The 23,750-nt window shown below is 65.5% G+C and carries 22 protein-coding genes and 1 pseudogene; 8 read left to right on the forward strand and 15 right to left on the reverse strand.

The annotated features are described in order from the left end of the window. Positions 1–24 precede the first annotated feature (24 nt). The 3 genes and pseudogenes from meaB to scpA all read right to left on the reverse strand — a co-directional run bounded on the left by meaB (position 25) and on the right by scpA (position 3,738). Positions 25–1,056 carry a methylmalonyl Co-A mutase-associated GTPase MeaB gene (gene meaB, locus ASE11_RS18210; protein WP_268766314.1) on the reverse strand — a complete coding sequence of 344 codons (1,032 nt, stop codon included), beginning with the start codon at positions 1,054–1,056 and terminating at the stop codon, positions 25–27. A 204-nt stretch (positions 1,057–1,260) separates the two neighbouring features. Beyond that, a pseudogene (locus tag ASE11_RS26740) lies at positions 1,261–1,470 on the reverse strand (GIY-YIG nuclease family protein); the annotation flags it as partial. A gap of 105 nt (positions 1,471–1,575) precedes the next feature. Beyond that, entirely contained in the window at positions 1,576–3,738 is a 2,163-nt protein-coding gene (scpA, locus tag ASE11_RS18215; protein ID WP_056274937.1) for a methylmalonyl-CoA mutase, read from the reverse strand. Between the two features lie 95 nt (positions 3,739–3,833). Between scpA and ASE11_RS18220 the strand changes: the two genes are divergently transcribed. Further along, positions 3,834–4,469, forward strand: coding sequence for a GntR family transcriptional regulator (locus tag ASE11_RS18220; protein WP_056274940.1), 636 nt, complete (start codon positions 3,834–3,836; stop codon positions 4,467–4,469). A gap of 12 nt (positions 4,470–4,481) precedes the next feature. Here ASE11_RS18220 and dusA read toward each other — a convergent pair whose 3' ends face one another. From dusA to ASE11_RS18245, 5 genes are all read right to left on the reverse strand, one after another. Further along, positions 4,482–5,510: a tRNA dihydrouridine(20/20a) synthase DusA gene (gene dusA, locus ASE11_RS18225; RefSeq protein ID WP_056274942.1), complete on the reverse strand. Its 1,029-nt coding sequence runs from the start codon at positions 5,508–5,510 to the stop codon at positions 4,482–4,484. A gap of 53 nt (positions 5,511–5,563) precedes the next feature. Further along, positions 5,564–6,769, reverse strand: coding sequence for an HD-GYP domain-containing protein (locus ASE11_RS18230; protein ID WP_056274944.1), 1,206 nt, complete (start codon positions 6,767–6,769; stop codon positions 5,564–5,566). 205 nt (positions 6,770–6,974) lie between these two features. Beyond that, on the reverse strand, positions 6,975–7,712 hold the full coding sequence (phbB, locus tag ASE11_RS18235; RefSeq protein ID WP_056274946.1) for an acetoacetyl-CoA reductase: 738 nt from the start codon (positions 7,710–7,712) through the stop codon (positions 6,975–6,977). A gap of 79 nt (positions 7,713–7,791) precedes the next feature. Continuing rightward, positions 7,792–8,970 carry an acetyl-CoA C-acetyltransferase gene (locus ASE11_RS18240; protein ID WP_056274948.1) on the reverse strand — a complete coding sequence of 393 codons (1,179 nt, stop codon included), beginning with the start codon at positions 8,968–8,970 and terminating at the stop codon, positions 7,792–7,794. A 108-nt stretch (positions 8,971–9,078) separates the two neighbouring features. Continuing rightward, positions 9,079–10,932, reverse strand: a complete 1,854-nt coding sequence (locus ASE11_RS18245) for a PHA/PHB synthase family protein (RefSeq protein WP_056274950.1) — start codon at positions 10,930–10,932, stop codon at positions 9,079–9,081. On the opposite strand from ASE11_RS18245, the gene ASE11_RS18250 reads away from it, so the two are divergent. After that, complete coding sequence (locus ASE11_RS18250; protein ID WP_321166267.1) at positions 10,931–11,389, forward strand: hypothetical protein; 459 nt, start codon at positions 10,931–10,933, stop codon at positions 11,387–11,389. The genes ASE11_RS18245 and ASE11_RS18250 overlap by 2 nt on opposite strands. Here the strand turns inward: ASE11_RS18250 and pgeF are convergent. The 7 genes from pgeF to ASE11_RS18285 all read right to left on the reverse strand — a co-directional run bounded on the left by pgeF (position 11,309) and on the right by ASE11_RS18285 (position 17,899). After that, positions 11,309–12,079 carry a peptidoglycan editing factor PgeF gene (gene pgeF, locus ASE11_RS18255; protein ID WP_056274953.1) on the reverse strand — a complete coding sequence of 257 codons (771 nt, stop codon included), beginning with the start codon at positions 12,077–12,079 and terminating at the stop codon, positions 11,309–11,311. The genes ASE11_RS18250 and pgeF overlap by 81 nt on opposite strands. Next, on the reverse strand, positions 12,079–12,720 hold the full coding sequence (gene maiA / locus ASE11_RS18260) for a maleylacetoacetate isomerase (RefSeq protein WP_056274955.1): 642 nt from the start codon (positions 12,718–12,720) through the stop codon (positions 12,079–12,081). Before maiA ends, pgeF begins: the two co-directional genes overlap by 1 nt. A gap of 118 nt (positions 12,721–12,838) precedes the next feature. After that, a complete protein-coding gene (locus tag ASE11_RS18265) occupies positions 12,839–13,951 on the reverse strand; it encodes an alkene reductase (RefSeq protein ID WP_056275070.1) in 1,113 nt (370 codons plus the stop codon). 154 nt (positions 13,952–14,105) lie between these two features. Further along, positions 14,106–14,588, reverse strand: a complete 483-nt coding sequence (locus ASE11_RS18270) for a hypothetical protein (protein ID WP_056274957.1) — start codon at positions 14,586–14,588, stop codon at positions 14,106–14,108. Positions 14,589–14,688: 100 nt separating this feature from the next. Further along, complete coding sequence (locus tag ASE11_RS18275; protein ID WP_056274959.1) at positions 14,689–15,588, reverse strand: ribose-phosphate diphosphokinase; 900 nt, start codon at positions 15,586–15,588, stop codon at positions 14,689–14,691. Next, positions 15,588–17,153: a thymidine phosphorylase family protein gene (locus ASE11_RS18280; RefSeq protein WP_056274960.1), complete on the reverse strand. Its 1,566-nt coding sequence runs from the start codon at positions 17,151–17,153 to the stop codon at positions 15,588–15,590. The genes ASE11_RS18275 and ASE11_RS18280 overlap by 1 nt, the downstream gene beginning before the upstream one ends. Positions 17,154–17,179: 26 nt before the next feature. Continuing rightward, complete coding sequence (locus tag ASE11_RS18285; RefSeq protein WP_056274962.1) at positions 17,180–17,899, reverse strand: GntR family transcriptional regulator; 720 nt, start codon at positions 17,897–17,899, stop codon at positions 17,180–17,182. 65 nt (positions 17,900–17,964) lie between these two features. Here ASE11_RS18285 and ASE11_RS18290 point away from each other — a divergent pair, with 65 nt between their 5' ends. From ASE11_RS18290 to ASE11_RS18315, 6 genes are all read left to right on the forward strand, one after another. Continuing rightward, on the forward strand, positions 17,965–19,401 hold the full coding sequence (locus ASE11_RS18290; protein ID WP_082585842.1) for a Rieske 2Fe-2S domain-containing protein: 1,437 nt from the start codon (positions 17,965–17,967) through the stop codon (positions 19,399–19,401). Next, positions 19,398–20,873 (forward strand): glutamine synthetase family protein, encoded by a 1,476-nt coding sequence (locus ASE11_RS18295; RefSeq protein ID WP_056274964.1) that lies wholly within the window; start codon positions 19,398–19,400, stop codon positions 20,871–20,873. The genes ASE11_RS18290 and ASE11_RS18295 overlap by 4 nt, the downstream gene beginning before the upstream one ends. A 19-nt stretch (positions 20,874–20,892) precedes the next feature. Next, a complete protein-coding gene (locus ASE11_RS18300) occupies positions 20,893–21,216 on the forward strand; it encodes a 2Fe-2S iron-sulfur cluster-binding protein (RefSeq protein WP_056274966.1) in 324 nt (107 codons plus the stop codon). Positions 21,217–21,272: 56 nt separating this feature from the next. Next, positions 21,273–21,974, forward strand: coding sequence for a fumarylacetoacetate hydrolase family protein (locus ASE11_RS18305; protein WP_056274968.1), 702 nt, complete (start codon positions 21,273–21,275; stop codon positions 21,972–21,974). An 83-nt stretch (positions 21,975–22,057) separates the two neighbouring features. Next, positions 22,058–23,104 (forward strand): TRAP transporter substrate-binding protein, encoded by a 1,047-nt coding sequence (locus tag ASE11_RS18310; protein WP_056274970.1) that lies wholly within the window; start codon positions 22,058–22,060, stop codon positions 23,102–23,104. A gap of 75 nt (positions 23,105–23,179) precedes the next feature. Beyond that, the gene (locus tag ASE11_RS18315; protein ID WP_056274972.1) at positions 23,180–23,734 is read left to right on the forward strand and encodes an NUDIX hydrolase; all 555 of its coding nucleotides are present in this window, start codon (positions 23,180–23,182) and stop codon (positions 23,732–23,734) included. Positions 23,735–23,750: the final 16 nt, after the last annotated feature.

The raw sequence follows: 23,750 nt of genomic DNA on the forward strand, positions 1-23,750 counted from the left end.
TGTTCTCCAGAGATAACTTGGAATTCAGTCAAAAAGATCGAGCAGCTGGCGCGCTGCGGTGCTGGCCGGCAAGGTGCCGGCCAATACGCGTTGGGAGGCGTCGTCCAGCGCGGCACGCACCTGCGGGTGCGCGCGAAAACGTTGTTTGAGGCCGGCGTCGATGCGCTCCCACATCCAGGCTTTCGCCTGCTGCTGGCGCCGAACGGCGAGTTGGCCGTTGTCGCTCTGAAGCGTGCGAAAGCGCGACACCTCGGCCCAGAACGCATCGACACCCCGGCCCAGCAAGGCACTGAGTTGGATCACTTGCGGGTGCCAGACGGCCTCGTTGTGGTGTGCATGTTCGGGGTGTCCCTGCAGACCCAGCAGGCGCAATGACGAGGTGATCTGCGCCCGCGCGCGCGTGGCGGCGTCGGGGTCGAGATCGGCCTTGTTGATGACCACCAGATCGGCCAGCTCCATCACGCCCTTCTTGATCGCCTGCAAATCATCGCCGGCGTTGGGCAGTTGCATGAGCACGAACATGTCGGTCATGCCGCTCACCGCGGTCTCGCTCTGGCCCACGCCCACGGTCTCGACAATCACGATGTCATAGCCCGCGGCCTCGCAGACCAGCATGGCCTCCCGCGTCTTCTCTGCCACGCCGCCCAGCGTGCCGCTGCTCGGGCTCGGGCGGATGTAGGCCTGCTCGTGCACCGAGAGCTTCTCCATGCGCGTCTTGTCGCCCAGGATCGAGCCGCCCGACACGGTGCTGGACGGGTCGACGGTGAGCACCGCCACGCGGTGACCCTTGTCGATGAGGTACAGGCCCAGCGCCTCGATGAAGGTGCTCTTGCCCACGCCCGGCACGCCGCTGATGCCCAGGCGGAAAGCCTTGCCGGTGTGCGGTAGCAGGGCCGTGAGCAGTTCGTCGCCCTGCGCGCGGTGGTCGGTGCGGGTGGATTCGAGCAGGGTGATGGCTTTGGCGATGGCGCGGCGTTGCGCCATGGGGGAACCGGAGGTGACGCTGTTGGTGAGCCCTTCGACAGGCTCAGGGCGAACGGATGGATGGGCAGGCAAGAGCAGCGCCTTCGCCCGTTCGGACTGAGCCCCACTCCGTTCGGACTGAGCCCCACTCCGTTCGGGCTGAGTCCCACTCCGTTCGGGCTGAGCTCCACTCCGTTCGGGCTGAGCTTGTCGAAGCCCCTCCACACCCTGCTTCGAACGCGCCAGAGCTTGAACCCGCTCCCAATCCCCAGCGATCAATGCCTCCTTCTTCGCCCGCGACCAACCCTTGATCTGCTGTTCAAAAGCCAGCGCGCCCTCGCGTGACTCGAACTCGCCCTGCCAGACCAGCTGGACCGGCTTTCGCGTTGCCGTGTACCCGGTGTCGCTGGTCTGGTGCTGCAGCAGGCGTGCCTCCAGCTCGTCAGTGTGGCCAGCGTAGTAGGTGCCGTCTCGGCACAGCAACAGGTAGACGTGGAAAGGTTTCACGCGAAATGTGTGAGTGAGGACTTCGACAAGCTCAGTCCGAACGGAGGTTGACTCTGTCCGAAGGGAGATTGGGGTCGCAGCGGAGAGTGGAGTCGGAGTGGGAGTTCAAGCAGCACCCAATGCCTTGCGGATCTGCTCCAGCACGTCCTTGGCACTCGCCGGAATCGGCGTACCCGGACCGTAGATGCCCTTCACGCCGGCCTCATACAGCATCTCGTAGTCCTGGCGCGGAATCACGCCGCCGACGAAGACGATGATGTCGTCCGCGCCCTGCTTCTTCAGCTCGGCAATGATCGCCGGCACCAGCGTCTTGTGGCCGGCGGCGAGCGTCGAGACACCGACAGCGTGCACGTCGTTTTCGATCGCCTGGCGCGCGCACTCCTCGGGCGTCTGAAACAGGGGGCCCATGTCGACGTCGAACCCCAGGTCGGCAAATGCCGTGGCCACCACCTTGGCACCGCGGTCGTGGCCGTCCTGGCCAAGCTTGCTGATCATCACGCGCGGGCGGCGGCCCTGCGCTTCCGCGAAGGCGTTGATCTCGGTCTTGAGGGCGTCCCAGCCCTCGGCGGAATCGTAGGCAGCAGCGTACACACCGGTCACCTTTTGTGTATCGGCGCGATGGCGCCCGAAAACTTTCTCCAGCGCGTCGCTCACCTCACCCACGGTGGCGCGCAGGCGCATGGCCTTGATCGTCAGATCGAGCAGGTTGCCTTCGCCACTCTCGGCGGCGGCAGTCAGTGCCTCCAGCGCAGCCTGCACCTGGGCCGCATCTCGCGTGGCCTTGATCTTCTGGAGCCGCTCGATCTGTCCGTCGCGCACGGCCACGTTGTCGATGTCGCGCGATTCGATCGCGTCTTCGGTTTTGAGCTTGTACTTGTTGACGCCGACGATGACGTCCTTGCCCGAGTCGATGCGCGCCTGCTTTTCTGCAGCCGCCGCTTCGATCTTCAGCTTGGCCCAGCCGCTGTCCACCGCCTTGGTCATGCCGCCCATGGCCTGCACTTCCTCGATGATGGCCCAGGCCTTGTCGGCCATCTCCTGCGTGAGGCTCTCCATCATGTAGCTGCCGGCCCAGGGGTCGACCACGCTGGTGATGTGCGTCTCTTCCTGGATGATCAGCTGCGTGTTGCGCGCGATGCGTGCGCTGAACTCGGTGGGCAGCGCGATGGCCTCGTCAAAGCTGTTGGTGTGCAGGCTCTGCGTGCCGCCGAACACCGCGGCCATGGCCTCGACGGTGGTGCGCACCACGTTGTTGTAGGGGTCCTGCTCGGTGAGGCTCCAGCCCGAGGTCTGGCAGTGCGTGCGCAGCATCAGGCTCTTGGGGTTCTTCGCGTTGAAGCCTTTCATGATGCGCGTCCACAGCAGGCGGGCTGCGCGCATCTTGGCGATCTCCAGGTAGAAGTTCATGCCGATCGCCCAGAAGAAACTCAGGCGCCCGGCGAAGCCGTCCACGTCCATGCCCTTGGCGATCGCGGTCTTCACATACTCCTGGCCGTCGGCCAGCGTGAAGGCCAGTTCCAGCGCCTGGTTGGCGCCGGCTTCCTGCATGTGGTACCCACTGATCGAGATCGAGTTGAACTTGGGCATGTGCTCGGCCGTGTACTCGATGATGTCGCCGATGATCTTCATCGACGGCTCGGGCGGGTAGATGTAGGTGTTGCGGACCATGAACTCCTTCAAGATGTCGTTCTGGATCGTTCCGCTCAACTGGTCTTGCGCCACGCCCTGCTCTTCGGCCGCCACCACATAGCCCGCGAGCACCGGCAGCACCGCGCCGTTCATGGTCATGGAGACCGACACCTTGTCCAGCGGGATCTGGTCGAACAGCACCTTCATGTCCTCCACGCTGTCGATGGCCACGCCGGCTTTGCCCACGTCGCCGGTCACGCGTGGGTGGTCGCTGTCGTAGCCGCGGTGGGTGGCCAGGTCGAACGCGACCGACACGCCCTGCCCGCCCGCGGCCAAGGCCTTGCGGTAGAAGGCATTGCTTTCCTCGGCAGTGGAGAAGCCCGCGTACTGGCGGATCGTCCAGGGGCGCACCGCGTACATGGTGGCCTGCGGCCCGCGAATGAACGGCTCAAAGCCCGGCAAGGTGTTGGTGTGCTGCAGGCCTGCTGTGTCTTCGGCGGTGTACAGCGACTTGACGCGGATGCCGTCAGGCGTGACCCAGTCAAGCGCCCCGAGGTCGCCGCCGGGTGCCGACTTCTGGGCGGCCTTGGCCCAGGCTTCAAGAGAGGTGGGAGCGAATTCGGGCGTTTTTGAGCTCATGGCGGGCGATGGTTGAAATGACACGGATCGGCCGGGATTTTATATCATTCATAATTATTGATGCAGAATATTCCTTGCGACTTACAATCCTGCCCATGTCCGCCTTGTCCCTTGCCCCCCGCGCCCTCTACGAAGAAGTAGCCGAACTGCTGCGCCAGCGCATCTTCAAGCGCGAGCTGGAGCCCGGCAGCTGGATCGACGAACTCAAGCTCGCCGAGGAATACGGCATCAGCCGCACGCCCCTGCGCGAAGCGCTCAAGGTGCTCGCCGCTGAGGGTTTGGTGACGATGAAAGTGCGGCGAGGCGCCTACGTGACCGAAGTGTCCGAGAAAGACCTGGCCGACGTCTACCACCTGCTCGCCCTGCTCGAATCCGACGCGGCTGGCGTGGTGGCACAGCAGGCCACCGACGCCGAACTGGCCGAGCTGCAAACCTTGCACGACGCGCTGGAAGCCGCCATGGGCGAGCGCGACCGCTTCTTCGCGCTCAATGAGCAGTTCCACATGCGGGTTCTGGAGCTGGCCCGCAACCGCTGGCGCGAACAGATGGTGGCCGACCTGCGCAAGGTGATGAAGCTCAACCGCCACAACTCCCTGCTCAAGACCGGTCGCATCGAAGAGTCGCTCGCCGAGCACCGCGCCATCGTCGAGGCGCTGGCGCAGCGCAATGCAAGCTTGGCAGTGCAACGCATGCGCGAACATTTCCAGAGCGGCCTGGAAGCCGCGGCCTGAGCGGCTCGGCCGTCAGGCCACCTGGGCGGACTCCGTCAGGGATTCGGCTTCGATGCTCTCCTGGGCCATGGCCCAGACCTCGCGCGGGGGCAACGGCTTCAGGCGGTGGTCGCTCCAGATCTGGCGCCAGCGCCGCGCGCCGCGCAGGCCGTGGCGCAGACCCAGCATGTGGCGCGCGATCGCATACCAGGGGCAGCCGTCTTCCACAAACGCGCGCTCCATGTAGGTCACCATCTGCTCTTCCACCGCTTCGCGCGTGAGCGTGCTGGGTGCCGCGCCGAAAAAGGTCTCGTCCCACGAGGTGAGCTGCCAGGGGTTGTGGTACGCCTCGCGTCCCACCATCACGCCGTCCACGTACTGCAGGTGCTCGGCAATCTGGTCGTTGGTGGTGATGCCGCCGTTGATGCCGATGGTGAGCTTCGGAAAGTCGCGTTTGAGGCGGTAAGCCAGCTCGTAGCGCAGCGGCGGCACTTCGCGGTTTTCTTTCGGCGAAAGCCCGTCCAGCCAGGCATTGCGCGCGTGCACCATGAACACGCTGCAGCCTGCCTCGCTCACCGTGCCCACGAAATCGCGCACGAAGTCGTAGCTCTCCACGCGGTCGATGCCGATGCGGTGTTTCACCGTGACCGGGATCGACACCGCGTCCACCATGGCCTTCACGCCATCGGCCACGGTCTGCGGCTCGGCCATCAGGCAGGCACCGAAGGCACCGCGCTGCACGCGGTCGCTGGGGCAACCGCAGTTGAGGTTGATCTCGTCGTAGCCCCACTCTTCGCCCAGCCGGGCGGCCATGGCCAGCTCGGCCGCATCGCTGCCGCCGAGCTGCAGGGCCACGGGGTGCTCTTCGGCATTGAAGCGCAGGTGGCGCTGCACGCTGCCGTGCGCGAGCGCGCCGGTGGTCACCATCTCGGTGTAGAGCAGGGTCTGCTTGGTCAGCAGCCGGTGCAGGTAACGGCAATGCCTGTCCGTCCAATCCATCATCGGCGCCACCGAGAGGCGCCAAGGGTTGTGTTGTGGGTGGTGGGGGCTGTCTTCAATCATCTGTGGAATGGCTCACGGGCTCGGGCTGAGACTGTACCGCGCCATCTGCGCGTTCACAGGCGGGCCAGCAGTTTGGCCACACTCACCACCACCTTCACATCACCGGGCGCCAGACTGGCCTTGACTTCGAAGGCGGGGTCCGTCGTGTCGCGCAAGGCGGGCTCGCCCAGCGGCAGGCCCTGGCGGCCGACGATGGCAAACACCGCCGGTGCATTGGCTTTGGCGCCGCGTCGCGCCACCACCCCCACCTCACCGCTGGCCAGGTGGACGTAGCTGCCGGGTGGGTAGAAGCCGATGTTCTTGATGAACAGCGCCCCCAGGGGGTCGGGCGTGAGGTCGGCGCCCAGGTACAGCTCGCGCGCCACCTGCTGCGAGAGCAGGCCGCCGCGGCTCTTGCGTGGGCTGATGGAGGCGACGTACACATCGGCCATTTGCAGCAGGTGCTGGAGGGCACCGCTGACCCGCTTGCCTGCCGGGTAGCCCTGGCCATCGGGGCGCTCATGGTGATCTTCCACCAGTTGCAGCCAACTCGCATCCACCACGCCGAGCTGGCGCAACACCGCTGCGCTGCGATTCGGATGCTCCCGCACGGTCGCGCGCTGCTGCTCCGACAGCGCCCCCGCCTGACGGGCCATGTCGTCGTGGGCGCGGGTCATGCCGATGTTCATGGTCAGGGCCGCGCGCGACAGCGTCTGCTGATCAGCTACCGCCATGCCGGCCGACGGTCCCACCAGGGCGCAGAGGCCGGCCGTGAGCAGCGCATGCGTGGCGCTGTAGTGCATGCGTGGATCGAACAGCAATTGCACCAGCACCAGCAGGCTGCCGTCCGGCTGCTCGCGCCAGAGTTTTTCGGACCGCGCGTGCAATCGGTCCATACGCTCCATGAACTGGCTCGCCTCGGCGCCCTGATGCAACAAGGTGGTGAGTGCGGCGTGGATGTCTGGCCAGGCTTCTGTCGCGGTGAGATCCTCGCGAATCTCGGGTTTGTTCTGCACCGGCACCATGGCGTCGACCCCGGCGATGCGGCTGAGCGACTCGTTGCTGCGCACCATGCGGTCCAGCGCCGCGGTGTAGTTGTAGCTCACGGCTTGCCAGTCGGCGGCCAGCACCATGGGCGAATGCAGCATGAGGTGGCCGCGGTGCTGTTCGGAGGTGATGGGCTCGCCCTTGCGCAGCAACAGCACGCCCTTGGGGTCCCAGATGTTCACGGGCACGGGCTGGTTGAGCGCCAGGGATTCCAGGGGAAGCGGCTTGTACATGCAGGCAATGTATACGCAGTCGAAGGACGTGAGTCACCGGAAAACCACCAGCAAACGCTCACAAAAAACCCCGCCAAAGCGGGGTGTTGGACTGAAACGTCTTCCCCAGTGACACCGCGGGACCGGCTTTGCCGGACCGCAGGTGTCGCCCCTTTGAGGGGGTGACGCGCTCGCAAGTGCGAGTGCGGCGCGGGGGTGGGCCAATTCAGCCCATGTGCAGGCCGCCGTTCACCGAGAAGTCGGCGCCGGTGGCGTAGCCGCCGTCTTCGCTGGCCAGCCAGGCGATGATGGAGGCGATCTCGCCGGGTTCGCCCAGGCGCTTCACGGGCACGGTGGCCACGATCTTCTCCAGCACGTCAGGGCGGATCGCCTTGACCATGTCGGTGCCGATGTAGCCCGGGCTCACGGTGTTGACCGTCACACCCTTGTTGGCCAGCTCCTGTGCCAGCGCCATCGAGAAGCCGTGCATGCCGGCCTTGGCGGCCGAGTAGTTGGTCTGGCCAGCCTGGCCTTTTTCACCGTTGACCGACGAGATGTTGATGATGCGGCCCCAGCCTTTTTCCACCATGTCGGCCACGACCTGTTTGGTCACGTTGAACATGGAGTTGAGGTTGGTCTCGATGACGGCGTCCCAGTCTTCGCGCGACATCTTGAGGAACATGCGGTCGCGCGTGATGCCGGCGTTGTTCACCAGCACGTCGATGGTGCCGTGCTCGGCCTTGGTCTTGGTGAAGGCTTCCACCGTGGACGCCCAGTCGCCAACATTGCCAACCGAGGCGTAAAACGTGAAGCCCAGTGCCTTCTGCTCGTCCAGCCATTTGGTGTAGTCGCGCGTGGGGCCACAGCCGGCGATGACCTTGAAGCCTTCCTTGTGCATGCGCTGGCAGATGGCGGTTCCGATGCCACCCATGCCACCGGTGATGTAGGCTACTTTTTGACTCATTGGGGGTTCTCCTCTGGTTTGTGTATTGGGCTGCAGGGCACGCGTGGCCCTTCAGCAGCCTTTTGAATCTACCGGCAAATCAGCGTTCGACCGCGAGGGAAACCCCCATACCGCCACCGATACACAGCGCGGCCACGCCCTTTTTCGCGTCGCGGCGAATCATCTCGTGCAGCAGCGTCACCAGGATGCGGCAACCGGACGCACCAATGGGGTGACCGATCGCGATCGCACCGCCGTTCACGTTCACGCGCGCCGGATCGATGTCCAGCGCCTTGTTGACCGCGCAGGCTTGTGCGGCAAAGGCTTCGTTGAGTTCGAACAAGTCCACGTCGGCCGCTTTCCAGCCCGCGCGCGCCAGCGCCTTCTGGGAGGCAGGCACCGGGCCCATGCCCATGGTGGCCGGGTCCAGGCCGCTGGTGCCGAAGGCGGCGATGCGAGCCAGTGGCTTCAAGCCCAACGCGGCGGCCTTCTTCGCGGTCATCACCATCACGGCGGCCGCGCCGTCGTTCAGACCCGAGGCGTTGCCTGCCGTCACGGAACCGGCCTTGTCGAAGGCGGGGCGCAGACCGGCCAGCGCTTCGGCGTTGGTCTTCTTGTTGATGAACTCGTCAGCGTCGAACACAACCGGATCGCCCTTGCGCTGCGGAATGCTCACACCCACGATCTCGTCCTTGAATTTGCCCGCGTCTTGTGCCGCGCTGGCCTTTTGCTGGCTGCCCAGGGCGAGCGCGTCCTGCATGTCGCGCGTGATCGCGTGGGCCCTGGCCACGTTTTCGGCGGTGATGCCCATGTGGTACTGGTTGTACACGTCCCACAGGCCGTCGACGATCATGGTGTCGACCATCTTCCAGTCGCCCATGCGCTGGCCATCGCGGCTGCCGTTGAGCACGTGCGGCGAGGCGCTCATGTTTTCCTGGCCACCGGCGATCACGATCTCGCTGTCGCCCCAGGCCACGGCCTGCGCGGCCAGCATCACGGCCTTGAGGCCTGAGCCGCACACGGCATTGATGGTGAGCGCCGGGGTTTCCTTGGCCACACCGGCCTTCATCATGGCCTGGCGCGCCGGGTTCTGCCCGACACCCGCGGCCAGCACCTGGCCCATGATCACTTCACCGATCACGTCGGCGGGCAGGCCGGTGCGCTCCAGCATGGCCTTGATGACGATGCTGCCGAGCTCGGTGGCGGGGACTTTGGCGAGCGAGCCGCCAAACTTGCCGACGGCGGTGCGGGCGGCTGAAACGATGACGATGTCTTCCATGGGTCTTCCTCTTTGGTTTGCAATCTGGTCCGTTCGCCCTGAGCTTGTCGAAGGGCTTGCAACGGTGTTGGCGAGGGCTTCGACAGGCTCAGCCCGAACGGGGTTTCTTCAGGCTTTGGCTTTGACGTATCTGCCAGGTGCGGGCTCGATGGCAGCGTAAGTCTTGCCCTTGCCATAGGATTTGGGCGCAGCAATTTGCTTGCCAGCCTGTGGCTTGAGCCACGCGGCCCAGTCGGTCCACCAGCTGCCGGGCTGTTCATCGGCGCTGGCGATCCATTCGTTCACGTCCTTCGGGAACTTGGTGGACGAGCCGATCCAGTGGCTGCGCTTCTTTTTGCTCGCCGGGTTGATCACGCCGGCGATGTGGCCCGAGGCGCCCATGACGAAGCGCTTCTTGCCCGGGAACACCTGTGTGCTCGCGTAGGCGCCACCGATGGGCACGATGTGGTCTTCGCGCGAGCCGTAGATGTAGACCGGCAACTTCACTTTGCGGAAGTCGATCTTCTCGCCGCACACCGTCATCTTGCCGGGCTTGATGAGGTTGTTCTCCAGGTACATCTGGCGCAGGTAACGCGCGTAGTACGGACCCGGCAGGTTGGTGCTGTCGGAGTTCCAGTACAGCAGGTCGAACGGCGGCGGTGTTTCGCCCTTGAGGTAGTTGCCCACCACGTAGTTCCACACCAGGTCGTTGGGCCGCAGGAAGCTGAAGGTGGTGGCCAGGTCGCGCCCGGGCATCAGGCCGCCATCCTTGAACTGCATCTCGCGGTACTTCACGAAGTTCTCGTCGATGAACACATCGAGGATGCCGGTGTCGGTGAAGTCGAGCAGCGTGGTGAGGAAGGTGGCGCAATTCACCGGCTCTTCACCGCGCGCGGCCAGCACCGCCAGCGCCGTGCCCAGCATGGTGCCGCCCACGCAAAAGCCCAGCGCGTTGATGGTCTCGGCGCCGGTGATGTCCTGCGTGACGCCGATGGCCTTGATCACCGCGTCTTCGATGTACTGGTCCCAGGTGGCCTTGGCCAGCGATTCGTCGGGGTTGCGCCAGCTCACCACGAAGGTGCGATGACCCTGCTCCACGCAATAGCGGATCAGCGAGTTCTCGGGCTGCAGGTCGAGGATGTAGAACTTGTTGATGCAGGGCGGCACCAGCAGGAACGGGCGCTCGTACACCTTGGCCGTGAGAGGCTTGTATTCGATCAACTGAAACAGCTCGTTCTCGAACACCACCGCACCTTCGGTGGTGGCCACGTTCTTGCCCACCTCGAACACGCTCTCGTCGGTCATGGACACATGGCCCTGCTTCATGTCGTGCAGCAGGTTGGCCATGCCCTTGGCGATGCTCTCGCCCTGGGTGTCGATGGCCTTCTTTTGCGCCTCGGCATTGAACGCCAGGAAGTTGCTCGGCGCGCTGGCGTCGATCCACTGCTGCACCGCGAAACGCACGCGGGTGCGTGTCTTGGCGTCACCTTGCACAGCGTCGGCCAAGGCCATGAGGGTGCGCGCGTTGAGCAGGTAGGCGGCGGCGGAAAACGCAGCCATCGGGTTGCTGGCCCAGGCGTCCGAGGCAAATCGGCGGTCTCCCTCGGGCTTGACGGCGGGACCCTGGTTCCACAAACCGGTCACATCCTTCAGGTACTGGTTCTGAATCTCGAGCAGTTTTGCGGGGTCAAAACTCACCTGCTGGCCAGACGCGTTCTTGAACATGTCGCCCATGACGGGCATCGCGGGCATGCCCGGGAATGCCGCGCCCGCGGTGGGCATGGCCATGCCGAAGGGATTGGCGGCTCCTGCTTGCGGCATGAAGCTCTTGAACGCGGCGAAGGGATCGGTCGGACCGGCCTGGGCACCCGCCGCAGCCCCTGGAAAGGCCTGGGCCACCTGGGTCCATTGTTGAATGAGGCTCTTCTGGAACGCGCTGGCAGTCTCCAGCCAGTCGGTGGGTGGGGTTTTGCCCGATGTCATGCTGTCTCCTGTGTCTTTGTGTGCGGCTTATCATCCCCGCGCTGGGGAGGAAATTCCGGGTTTTCCCCAGTATCTGCGTGTCGGCTTCCAGCAGACTGACATGGTTTCCCGGTCTGCAAGGATCACTGTGTACCTGGTCGTGATGGGTTGGATGTATGTGGTTCTGATGATGTCGGTGGCCGAAGCGACCAACACCACGGGCTCGGTCCTCGGGGCCATTGTGACCTTTTTTCTTTACGGTCTGCTGCCCGTGATACTGGTGGTTTACCTGATGAGGACGCCCGCGCGGCGCAAGGCCATCAAGGTGCGCGAAGCCGCCGAACACCAGGCGCAGATGGCGCGGCTGGCGGGCAATGCCGAGTCTGCGGAGGCGGCCTCAATCGATCCAGATACAGGCAGCCATGCGCCCGGTGCTGCCCAGGCGGCCAGCATCGCGCCGGTGCGAAAAGAAACGTGAGGTTTGTGTCACGGTGCACCAGGCGGCCGAGCCGTCGTTGCCGTGCACGTTGGTGATGCCGGCCTTCTGAAGGCGGCGCAGCGCCAACGCGGGCAGATCGGCCAGAAACTTTCCTTTGCCAAGCGGCCAGAAATGCGCCGCGGTCTCGTGGTCCAGCGCGACAAACGCTTCGCACACCTCGGCCCCGACTTCGAATGCCTGCGGTCCGATGCAGGGGCCCAGCCAGGCGATGATTTCACCTTCACCCGCGGCATCGCTCAACTCGCGCGCGGTGGCTTCGAGCACACCATGGACCAAGCCACGCCAGCCTGCATGCGCCGCGGCCACCGCGGTGCCCGAGGCGTGCGCAAAAAGCACCGGCAGGCAATCGGCCACCATGATGGTGGCGGCCACGTCAGGTACATGCGCCACACAAGCGTCGGCCACGGTGCCATCGGGCGTGTCGGGCTCCAGTCGCGCGATCTGTGTTCCATGCACCTGCTGCAGAAACACCGGGCGCGCGGGCGAGATGAGCGCCGCGAGCCGCTCGCGATTGCCCGCCACGGCCAAGGGCTCGTCGCGCACGTGGTCGCCCAGGTTGAAACTGTCGAACGGGGCCACCGACACACCGCCCACGCGCGTGGTGAACAGCGCTCGCACGCCGGGCGGCGCGGGCCAGTCGGGAACGATACCGTCCGCAGTGAGCAGCATCAGACTTCAGCGTCCGGGCAGGCCGAGGGCTGCGCCTGCTGGAACGCGGGGTGCTTCATGCAGGCGTCGAACGCGGCCATGGTGCGCGGCAGGCCGCTGAAATCGGTGTTGAAACGCTGGCCGTTGAAGATCTGCGGCACCAGGCAGCAGTCGGCCATGGTCGGCGTGTCTCCGAAACAGTAGGCTGACGTCGGTTGCTGCGCCAGCTGGCGTTCGAAGGACTCCAATCCGGTGCGCACCCAGTGGCGGTACCAGGTGTTCTTGGGCTCCTCTTCGACCTTGAGTTCCTTCGTGAGGTACTTGAGCACGCGCAGGTTGTTGATGGGGTGGATCTCGCAGGCCACGATCTGCGACAGGGCGCGCACGCGCGCACGGCCCAGCGCATCGGCCGGCAACAGCGCGGGCGCGGGCTGCTGCTCGTCGAGGTACTCGATGATCGCCATCGACTGCGTCAGGCGCGTGCCGTCGTCCAGCTCGAGCAGCGGCACCAGGCCCTCGACCGCTTTGTCGGTATAGGCCGGCAGCTTGTGATCACCACGCGCGATATGCACGGGCACGTAGTCATAAGCCATGCCCTTGAGCGCGAGCGCGATGCGCACGCGAAACGAGGCCGAGGAGCGGAAGTAGTTGTAGAGCTTCATGGGTGCCAAGGATACGGCAGGCACGGGCTGCAAACGCAGAAAGGGCCTGCACACCCCTCGGTGAGCAGGCCCCATTTTCAGGCCAAGCCATGTGTCCGAGGACACGTGTCCCAGGACTTCAGGCAGCTTGCAGTGCCGGGTAGTCGGTGTACCCCTTGGCACCGCCGCCGTAAAAGGTCTTGTTGTCGGGCTGGTTGAACGGACCACCCTGCTTCAGGCGCGCCACCAGGTCAGGATTGGCGATGTAGGTCTTGCCGAAAGCCACCAGATCGGCGCCGTCTTGCACCGCTTGCTCGGCCATCGACAGGTCGTAGCCGTTGTTGACCATCCAGGCTGCCTTGCCGCCAGCTGCGTGGAAGGTCGCGCGCAGGGCGTCGTAGTCGAACGGGCGGTCGGCCAGTTCGCGCGGGCCACCGGTGGCCCCCTCGATGAAGTGCACATAGGCCAGGTCGAATTTCGCCAGCTCGTTCATCACGTGGGTGAACAGCGGCTGCGGATCGGCGTCGATCACGTCGTTGGCGGGCGTCACGGGCGACAGGCGAATGCCGGTGCGGCCCGCGCCGATGGCGTCCGTCACCGCCTGGACCACTTCAATCAGCAGCCGTGCACGGTTCTCGATGCTGCCACCGTAGACGTCGGTGCGCTGGTTGCTGCCGGTCTTCAGAAACTGGTCGATCAGGTAGCCGTTGGCCGCGTGGATCTCCACGCCGTCGAAGCCGGCCTCGATGGCGGCCAGCGCTGCCTTGCGGTAGTCCTCCACGATGCCAGGCAGTTCGCTGAGGTCCAGCGCACGCGGCTCGGAGGTCTCGACGAAAACAGGCGCGCCATCCTTGATCAACACAGTCTTGGTTTTGGCCGCGATGGCCGACGGCGCCACGGGTGCGCCGCCGTGGGGCTGCAGTTCGGTGTGCGACACACGGCCCACGTGCCAGAGCTGGGTCACGATCTTGCCGCCAGCGGCGTGCACGGCCGCGGTCACCCGCTTCCAGCCTTCGATCTGCTCGGGCGCGTACAGCCCGGGCACATCGGCATAGCCCTGCCCCTGGTGGCTGATGGCGGTGGCTTCGGTGATCAGCAGGCCAGCGCTGGCGCGCTGCTGGTAATAGGTGGCCATGAGCGGCGTGGGCACGGCGTCGGGCGCGCGGTTGCGTGTGAGCGGTGCCATGACGATGCGGTTGGCCAGCGCAATGCTGCCGGCAATGAAGGGGGAAAACAGCGAAGTGGTGCTCATGGGAACGGTGCAGTCCATTAAAGGAACAAAGGGAAAACCCCAGTATTCCCTCATACCTCCCTGCACGGGTAGGCCCCTCGCCATATCCCGCGCGCATCACGGCCATTCATCGGCACCTCCACGCATTGTTCACGCGCATGGCAGCCCGGTGCGATCAGTTGCCGCCGATGTGCATGCGGTAAGCCGCGCCGTTGGAGAACGTGCAGGTACCCGCCCCCTGGTACGGCGTGTTCATCTGGTACTCGCACGACATGTATAGGCCCTTCGGGCTGAAGGCGCTCGCCACGCCACGGCGCTCGTCGTTCGATACGCGGGTGGCCTCGCCGGTGAGCACCTCGCCTAGGTAAGAGACGTTGAAGACGCCCTTGCCCGTCATCATGTTGGTGACCGATCCGGTGATGATGCCGGTGGAGGTGGCAATGTCGTTGATTGGATAGAGCCGCGTCGGCAGGTTGGCGGGTGCGGCTGCGCCGCCGGGGGCCACCCCCACGCGCGCGGGCGCTACCGTGCCCACCGGCGGCAGGGGGTAGTGCTGGTAGATGACCTGCCCATCGGCCTGGCGTTCGGGCACGACGTAGCAGGCCGTCAGGCCCGATGACAGCACCAGGAAAAAGGCACAAGACATGACGGCACGCATGAGGGGGCTCCTTGGAGAAACAGGGACCATTCCCCTGCCCAGCCAGTCTAGGCAGCGCCGTAGCTCCAGCGTTGAGCAACCTCAACGCAACAACGACCCGTCAGATACCCTGCAACGCCGCCACCACCACAGGGACGATGCTCACTGCGTTGGATGCGTGCGCAATGCAGTCGGTGCTCCAGATTTCACCCACCCCCGAGCCGCGCACCAGTTGCACGGCGCCCGGCGCAAACAGCGCGTGTGTGACCGCCACGTCAACCGTGGCGGCGCCCGCCGCGCGCAACTTCACCGCTGCCCGCGCCAGCGTGTGGCCCGAGCTGGCCACGTCGTCCATGAGCACCACCGCACGGCCGGCCACCGGCAGGTCGGGCAGTTCGATGTCCACCTCGCAATCACCGTGGCGCGTCTTGCGGCACACCGCATGGTCCCAGCCGTGGCGCCGCGCGGCCAGGGCCACCCATTGCAGCGCTTCTTCGTCCGGCCCCATCAGCAGCGGGTTCTGGCGTTGCGTGGCGATGTGGTCGGCCAGCAGCGGCGCACCGCTTAATGCAATGGCGTCTTTCACCGGCATGGCCTCATGCAGTGTGGCCACCCGGTGCAGGTGCGGGTCCACGGTGATGATGGCGTCGAACAGTCCGGCCAGAAAGCCACCCACGATGCGCTGGCTGATCGCTTCGCCCGGGTTGAATTCGATGTCCTGGCGCATGTAGGCCAGGTAGGGCGACACCAGCGTCAGGTGCTTCGCTCCCAGCCTGCGTGCGGTCTGCGCGGCCAGCAGCACCTCCACCAGCTTTTCGTTGGGTTGCTGCAAGCCGCGCCAGAGCACGACGCGCGCGGGCAACTCGGCAGGCAAACGCAGACGCATTTCACCATCGGGAAAATGGTGGCGCTCCACCACGGCCAACGCCATGCCAAGGGCGCTGGCGGCCTGAGCGGCCAGCGCTGCTTCATCGTCGAAACAAAGCACACAACCCGCAACGGCTTTGCTTGATGGGGGCATCAGAACTCCACAAAAACATGGGGGACCTGCGCAGCGGTGCCCAGGCTGAAACCGTTGGCGCGAGCGCAGGCCTGGCGCGCAAATTCAAGGTCGGCCGGGTAGCTGGCGTGCACGCGGTAAAGCAAGTCACCCTCGGCCACGGGTGCGCCGAGTTTGACGCACAGGTCGACGCCCGCGCCCGGCGCCTTGGGCGCGCCGGCCAGCCGGGCAATCTGCGCGATCTGCAAGTTGTCGATGCCAATGACCACGCCCGCCGCGGGCGCCTTCACCTCCAGCGTGAGCGAGCCCAGCGCCGGTTGATGGTGGTCAAAACCGCGGTCACCCTGGGCCTGCACGATCGCCCGCATTTGCGTCAGTGCACGGCCCGAATCGAGGATGTCACGCGCAATGGCGAAGCCGTCGCCGCCCCGCACGTCGGGATTGCATTCGATCAGACGCCCGGCCAGGCGAAGCGATTTCTGCCGCAGGTCGTCCGGTGCCCGAGGGTCGTTTTCCAGCACCTGCATCACGTCGCGCGCCTCCAGCACCGGGCCCACGCCACGGCCGATCGGCTGGCGACCATCGGTGATCACCACGTCCAGCGAGAGATGCATGCGTTGCGCCACGTATTCGAACAAGCGGCGCAGGCGTTGAGCCTCGGGCATCGAGCGCACTTTGGCCGTAGGGCCAATGGGAATGTCGAGCACGAGGTGCGTGGCGCCAGCGGCGATCTTCTTGGACAGGATGGAGGCCACCATCTGGCCAGGTGAGTCGATCGACAGCGGTCGCTCCACGGAAATCAGCACATCGTCGGCCGGTGACAGCATGGCCGCGCCGCCCCAGGCCAGGCACCCGTGGTGCTGGCGCACGATGCCGGTGAGCAGCTCGAACGGAAGTTGCACGTTCGCCAGAACCTCCATGGTGTCGGCCGTGCCGGCGGGCGAGGTGATGGCGCGTGACGAGGTCTTGGGAAACACCAGGCCATGGGCAGCGACGATGGGCACGACCAGCATCGATGTGCGGTTGCCCGGGATGCCGCCAATGCAATGTTTGTCGACCACCAGCGGCTCGTTCCAATCGAGCCTGCGGCCACTGGCCACCATGGCCTCGGTCAAAAAGAAGACCTCCTCACGATCCAGCTCGCTGCGGTTGCAAGCCACGACGAAGGCGGTGAGCTCGATCTTGGAGTAGCGCAACTCGGCGATGTCGCGAATGATGCTGCGGAAGTCGTCGCGACCCAGGCGCTCACCGTTGATCTTGCGAAACAGGGCAGGGATGGACTCGGGCGGCTCTGCCGGCGACACCGCTGCCGAATGGCCGCCGGCCACGTCCAGCCGGGCAAACGCGTCTTCGGACACCCCAATTTCATTGCAGCCCACGATGCTGCTGTCGTCAACCACGTTGAGCGTGGCCAGGATGCGCCGCCCGTTGGCCCGCACCTCCACCTTGGACAAGGCCTGAAAGCCTTCGGCCCGCACCACCTCACAGTCGCGGTGCAGGTAAGCCACGTTCTCGTGGTAGGTGTCGATGGCCACGCGGCGCAGCGTGAGACCGGGGGAGAGCGCGGGTTCGGTGGCGGGCTGCATGCCCGAGACGATACACCGCGGCCGTTTCAACCGACGACCAGACGCATGACCGGCATCACTCGCTCGGATTCCGTTCTTCGCTCCAGCGCAAGCCGCATGTTCATCTGCGCTACCTCGGTGTGCTCCACCGCCAAGGCCTGGGCGCGTGCGCCCTCGCCACGCTGCAAGGCGTCGAACAGCATGTGGTGCTGGCGGTGCGCGTAGAGCATCCAGTCGCGGTCCAGCGCCACCGTGCCCTGCATGGGCAGCATGGCCGAGGCCGGTGCAAACGGCAACTTGTCGTTGAGCGCCACCGCGCGCTGCAGCGCGCGGTTGCCGCAGGCCTCCAGCAGCAGCGCGTGGAAGCGGTCGTTCATCACCGCATAGGCCACGTAGCTCTCGATGGTCAGCGGGCTGTCGGCCAGCAGCCGGTCGCCTTCGTCCAGGCAGGCCTGCAACTGGCCCTGCATTTGGCGCGACACGCCGTGCTCGGCGACCAGCCGCGCGGCCATGCCCTCGAGGTGGCCGCGCACCGCGATCGCGTCGGTCACTTCCTGCGCAGTGAACTGGCGCACCAGGTACTTGCCGGTGTCGTTGGCCTCGACCAGACCCTCTTGTTCCAGCGTCACCAGCGCAGCGCGAACCGGCGTGCGTGAAGCACCCAGCCGCTCGGCGAGCTGCTGCTCGGCCAGACGTTGTCCGGGCTCGAACTGACCGCTCAGGATCAGGTCGCGCAGTTGCATCAACACGGTGTCTTGCAGGCTCATGGCGCAAACTGTACACTGAAAAATGTAAACGGGATACCGTTTGAACCACACCCACCGGAGCACCCATGAAAGCCGAACTCAACCAGCGCCTGACCCAGGTCGGGCCCCGCACCCCCGGTGGTGAACTGCTGCGCCGCTACTGGCAACCCGTGGCGTTGCTCGACGAATTCGACCCCGTGCTGGACCCGAGCATGGCCGTGCGACCGGCCAAACCCGTGCGCGTGCTCGGGCAAGACTTCGTGCTGTTCCGCGACGCACAGGGCAGCTACGGCCTGCTCGACCGCGACTGCCCGCACCGCGGCGCCGACCTGGCCTTCGGCCGCGTTGAAGCCGACGGCCTGCGCTGCCCCTTTCACGGCTGGAAGTTCGACACCACCGGCCAATGCATCGAGACACCCGCGGAGCCCAAGGGCAGCACGATGTGCACACGCATCAGACAGCGCAGCTACCCGCTGGTGGAAAAGAGCGGCGTGCTGTTCGGCTGGTTCGGACCCGAAGACCAGACACCGCCACCCTTCCCTGCGCTGGACTGTTTTGCCGCGCCGGCCTCGCACACCTTTGCCTTCAAAGGCCTGTGGCACTGCAACTGGCTGCAGGCCTTCGAGGTCGGCATCGATCCGGCACACGCGTCCTACCTGCACCGCTTCTTCAACGACGGCTCGCTGGACGACAGCTACGGCAAACAGTTCCGAGGCGCGAGCGCGGGTGACGTGGGCGGCGAGCGCTGGCCCATGACGCGTGTGATGCGCGAGTTCGGCCAGCCGTTGATTTCGTTCGAGGCCAAACCTCACGGCCTGCAGCTCACCGCCTTGCGACCCATGACCGACGAACTCACGCACGTGCGGGTGACCAACGCCGTGTTTCCGCAAACTTTCGTGATCCCGCTGTCCGAGACGATGACCATCACGCAGATGCATGTGCCGGTGGACGACACGCACAACCACTGGTTCGCCTTCTTCACCAGCTTCACCGGCCCGGTGGACAAGGAAGCCATGCGCGCTCCACGCCTGGCCGCTGTGAACCTGCCCGACTACACACCAAAGACCGGCCGCCACAACAACTGGGGTTTCAACCCGCAAGAGCAGCAGACCCGTACCTACCTGGGCATGGGCGAGGACGACATCAATGTGCACGACCAGTGGGCCTGCGAGAGCATGGGCGCCATCCAGGACCGCACGCGCGAGCATCTGGGCACCACCGACAAAGTGATCGTGGCCAACCGGCGCCTGCTGCAGCAGGCCATCGACACGGTCGAACAAGGCGGCACCGCGCCCGGCATTGCCGACCCGGCCCTGCACGATCAGATCACCGGCCCCGAGACGGTGGACGGCATTGCGCCGGCGCAGGGTTGGCAAGACTGGTGGCAGGAGGCAGTTCGTGCCAGACGCGAGGACGCCCCTTGGAGCGCTCGATCGTCCGTTCGGACTGAGCCTGTCGAAGCCCATCCACAGGTGCAGGCGAGCCCTTCGACAAGCTCAGGGCGAACGGATGTGACAGGATGACGTTCGCAGAACGCTGCGGCATCCACACCGCCGCCCGCGAAGCCGCTTGCGTGCGTCTGGTCAAACGCATCGAAGCCAGCGGCGTCGAGTTGGTGCGCATGGCCTGGTGCGACACCCACGGCATGTTGCGTGGCAAAACCCTCACCGCCACCGCCGCCATGCGCGCTCTGCTCGACGGCGTGGGCATGGTGGGCACCTTGATGCTCAAGGACACGGCCGACCGCACCGCTTGGAAGGTGTTCGAGCCCGGTGGCGCCACCGACCTGCCGGGCTTTGCCGGCGCGGCCAACCTCATGCTGCTGCCCGACCCCGAGAGCTTCACCGAGCTGCCCTGGGCACCCCGCACAGGCTGGCTGCGCTGCCAGCCCTGGTTTGCTGACGGCAAGCCGGTGCCGCTGGACACGCGGCGCGTGTTGCAGTCCGCATTGGCCCGGCTGATGGATGCAGGCTACGGCCTGAGGACAGGGCTGGAGGTCGAGTTCCACATCTACCGCATCACCGACACCCGGCCCCAGCTCGACCCCGAGCTGGCAGGCTGGCCCGGGCTGCCGCCCACGGTGGAGATGATCCACCCGGGCTACAACCTGCAGGCAGAGGCCATGATGGACATGGCCGACGAGCCGCTGCGCATCGTGCAGCGCACCGCGCAGGCGCTGGGCCTGCCGCTGCAGTCGCTGGAGATCGAGCTCGGCCCGAGCCAGGTGGAGGCCGTGTTCGACGCCACCGACGCACTCACCGCCGCCGACCAGATGGTGCTGTTTCGAAACGGCGTGCGCCAGGCGCTGCGCCGCGCCGGATTTCATGCCACCTTCATGTGTCGCCCGCCGTTCCCGCACATCATGTCCAGCGGGTGGCACCTGCACCAGTCGCTGGTGGACCTGAAGACCGGGCGCAATGCGTGCATGCGCGACGCACCCGCGTCCGACACCACCGCACTGGATGCGCGGCACACCCTGTCCGACGTGGCCGGCCACTGGCTCGCCGGCCTGCTGGCGCACGCGCGCGGCATGACGCCACTGTGCACGCCCACCATCAACGGCTTCGCGCGCTTTCGCCCCAACGCACTCGCCCCGCAGGCCGTGCTGTGGGGCCGCGACAACCGCGGCGCGATGCTGCGCGTGGTGGGTGCGGCGGGCGACAACGCCACCCGCATCGAGAACCGCATTGGCGAACCCGCCGCCAACCCCTACCTCTACATGGCGGCGCAGATCCACGCCGGGCTTGATGGCCTGCACAACCAGTTGCAAGCGCCGCCCGCCAGCGAAACGCCCTATGCCGAAGGAGGCGCGAAAATACCCACCTCGCTGCCCGAAGGACTCAACGCGCTGGAATCGGATCCGGCCTTGTGCGCGGGCCTTGGCAACGATGTCGTGCAACATTTCTGCCGCCTCAAACGCAGCGAGATCGAGCGCCACGCCCAGGCCGAGGACAAGACCGATTTTGAACGCCGCGAGTACTTCAGCCGAACATGAAACCCCTCAAGTCCCCCACATGATTTCCATCCGGTTCATCAACCCCGACCAGACGCAACAAGACATCCAGGCCCGCCCGGGCGACAGCCTCATGAAGGCCGCGGTGAACGCCAACATCCAGGGCATCGAGGCCGACTGCGGCGGCAGCCTCACCTGCGCCACCTGCCACGTGATGGTCGACGCACCGTGGTCCGGGTTGCTGCCGGCCCCCGTGCCCGACGAGCTCGACATGCTCGACTTCGCCTCCAGCCCGGTGGTGCCGCAAAGTCGCCTGAGTTGCCAGATCCGCCTCACCCAGGAGCTCGACGGTCTGGTGGTTCGTCTGCCTGCTTCACAACACTGATGGCACACTGACCGCGCCAGCGACCTCCACCGCAACCCACACACACGTCGAACACCATGTCCGAGAACTACACATTCACCCCGCCCGCCACCGTCTCCGTGCCCGTGGTCGACAGCACCGAGCGCTTCCCGGTCCACCGCATCTACTGCGTGGGCCGCAACTACGAAGAGCACGCCAAGGAAATGGGGTTCACCGGCCGCGAGCCACCGTTCTTCTTCCTCAAGCCGGCCGACGCCATCGTGGTGGCCGAGCCCGGCCAGACCGCCCGCACGCCCTACCCCAGCCTCACCAGCAACCTGCACCACGAGATCGAGCTGGTGGTGGCCATTGGCACCGGCGGCAAAAACATCAAGGCCGCCGACGCCGCCCGACACATCTACGGCTATGCCGTGGGTCTGGACATGACCCGCCGCGACCTGCAAGGCGAGATGAAAAAACAGGGCCGTCCCTGGTGCATCGGCAAGGCCTATGACCACTCGGCACCCATCGGGCCGATCACGCCGGTCGCCAACGCCGGTGACGTGAACAACGCGCCCATCTGGCTGCAGGTCAACGGCAGCGACCGCCAGCGCAGCAACGTCAACAAGCTGATCTGGAACGTGGCCGAAACCATCGAACACCTCTCGGCCGCTTGGGAACTGCAACCCGGCGACCTGATCTACACCGGCACCCCCGAAGGCGTGAATGCCGTGGTGCGCGGCGACACCATGGTCGGCGCCGTGGACGGCTTGACCCCGATCTCGGTGCAGGTGGCCTGAACCCGAGGGTAAGACCTCTGAAACGACCCTCAGTCCCCGCTTATCCTTTCCCCATTTTTCCACAGCTCTCAGGAGACCTTTTCATGATCCAACGCAGAACCTTGCTCCAGACCGGTGCCGCCGTGGCACTCGGCGCACCCGCCCTGGTGGGCATGGCCCAGCAGAGCGTCACGCTCAAGTTCCACACCTTCATGGCACCGCAGTCCAACGTGTGGCTGAACATGCACAAGGCCTGGATGGACAAGGTCGAGAAGGACTCGGGCGGTCGCATCAAGTTCGAGGCCTACCCTGCCATGCAGCTCGGTGGCTCGCCGGTGCAGCTGTACGACCAGGCGCGCGACGGCATCGTCGACATCGTCTGGACGCTGCCGGGCAACACGCCGGGCCGCTTCCCGCGCATCGAGGTATTCGAGCTGCCGTTCATGATGAACAACGCCGAAGCCACCTCCAAGGCCTATTGGGAATACGTGCAGACGGTGGCCAAGGACGAGTTCAAGGAAGTCCAGCCCATCGCTTTGCAGGTGCACGGTCCGGGCATGTTCCACATGCGCAGCAAGCAGATCAAGACAGCAGAAGACCTGCGCGGCTCCAAGGTGCGCGGCCCCACCCGCCAGATCACCAAGATGCTCGGCTACCTCGGTGCCACACCCGTGGGCATGCCGCTGCCGCAAATTCCTGATGCCTTGTCCAAAGGTGTCATCGACGGCTGCGTGATCCCTTGGGAAGTCGTGCCCTCGGTCAAGGTGCAGGAGCTCACCAAGTTCCACAGCGAGTTCGACCCCGCCGGCGGCGCGCTCTACACCACCACTTTCGTGATGGCCATGAACAGGGCCAAATACGCCAGCCTGCCGCCCGACCTCAAGGCCGTGATCGACAAGAACTCCGGCATGGAAACCTCGGCCTGGCTGGGCAAGGTTCAGCAGAGTGGCGATGCAGCGGGCCGCGAGTCCGCGGTGAAACAGGGCAACTCGATCTACACCATCCCGGCCGCCGAAGCGCAAGAATTCCGCCGCAAGGCGCGCCTGGTGGAAATTGAATGGACGCAGGACATGGACAAGCGCGGCTTCAACGGCAAGCAATTGCTGGAAACCGCCAAGGCTCTCATCGTCAAGCACGGCAAGAAATCCTGAGGCCATTCCACTTGAAAACGCCGGGCCGTGGCCCGGCGTTTTTTCGTCGACATGCCAGCCCGCTAAACTGCCCCGATGCTTCGCCCACCTGCCAAACATTGCCGCAACTGCGGCACCCCGGTCGTGATGCGTCTGCCCGACGACGGCGACACCAAGACCCGTGCGGTCTGCCCGTCCTGCCACCTCGTGCACTACGACAACCCACTCAATGTGGTCGGCACGGTGCCAGTGTGGGGGGAGTCGGGCCAGTACGTTTTGCTCTGCAAGCGCAACATCGAGCCGCGCTTCGGCAAATGGACCTTGCCCGCTGGTTTCATGGAACTCAACGAGACCACCGCCGAAGGCGCGGCCCGCGAGACCTTGGAGGAAGCTGGCGCGCAGTTCGAGATGGGCGAGATCTTCACGCTGATGAACGTTGCGCGCGTGGGGCAGGTGCACATCTACTACCGCGCCCGACTGCTGAGCGACCTCTTCGACCCGGGCCACGAGACCATTGAGGCCCGGTTGTTCACGGAAGATCAGATCCCCTGGGACGAGATCGCGTTTCGCACTGTCAAGGAAACGCTGGAGCACTACTTCGCCGACCGCCGCCAAGGTCGCTTCGGTTTCCACGCGTTCGACATCGCCTGACGTGGGGCAACCGCGC

Origin of the sequence: Hydrogenophaga sp. Root209 (genome assembly GCF_001428625.1) — a bacterium.
In the GTDB taxonomy this organism is placed as follows: Bacteria; Pseudomonadota; Gammaproteobacteria; order Burkholderiales; family Burkholderiaceae_C; genus Hydrogenophaga.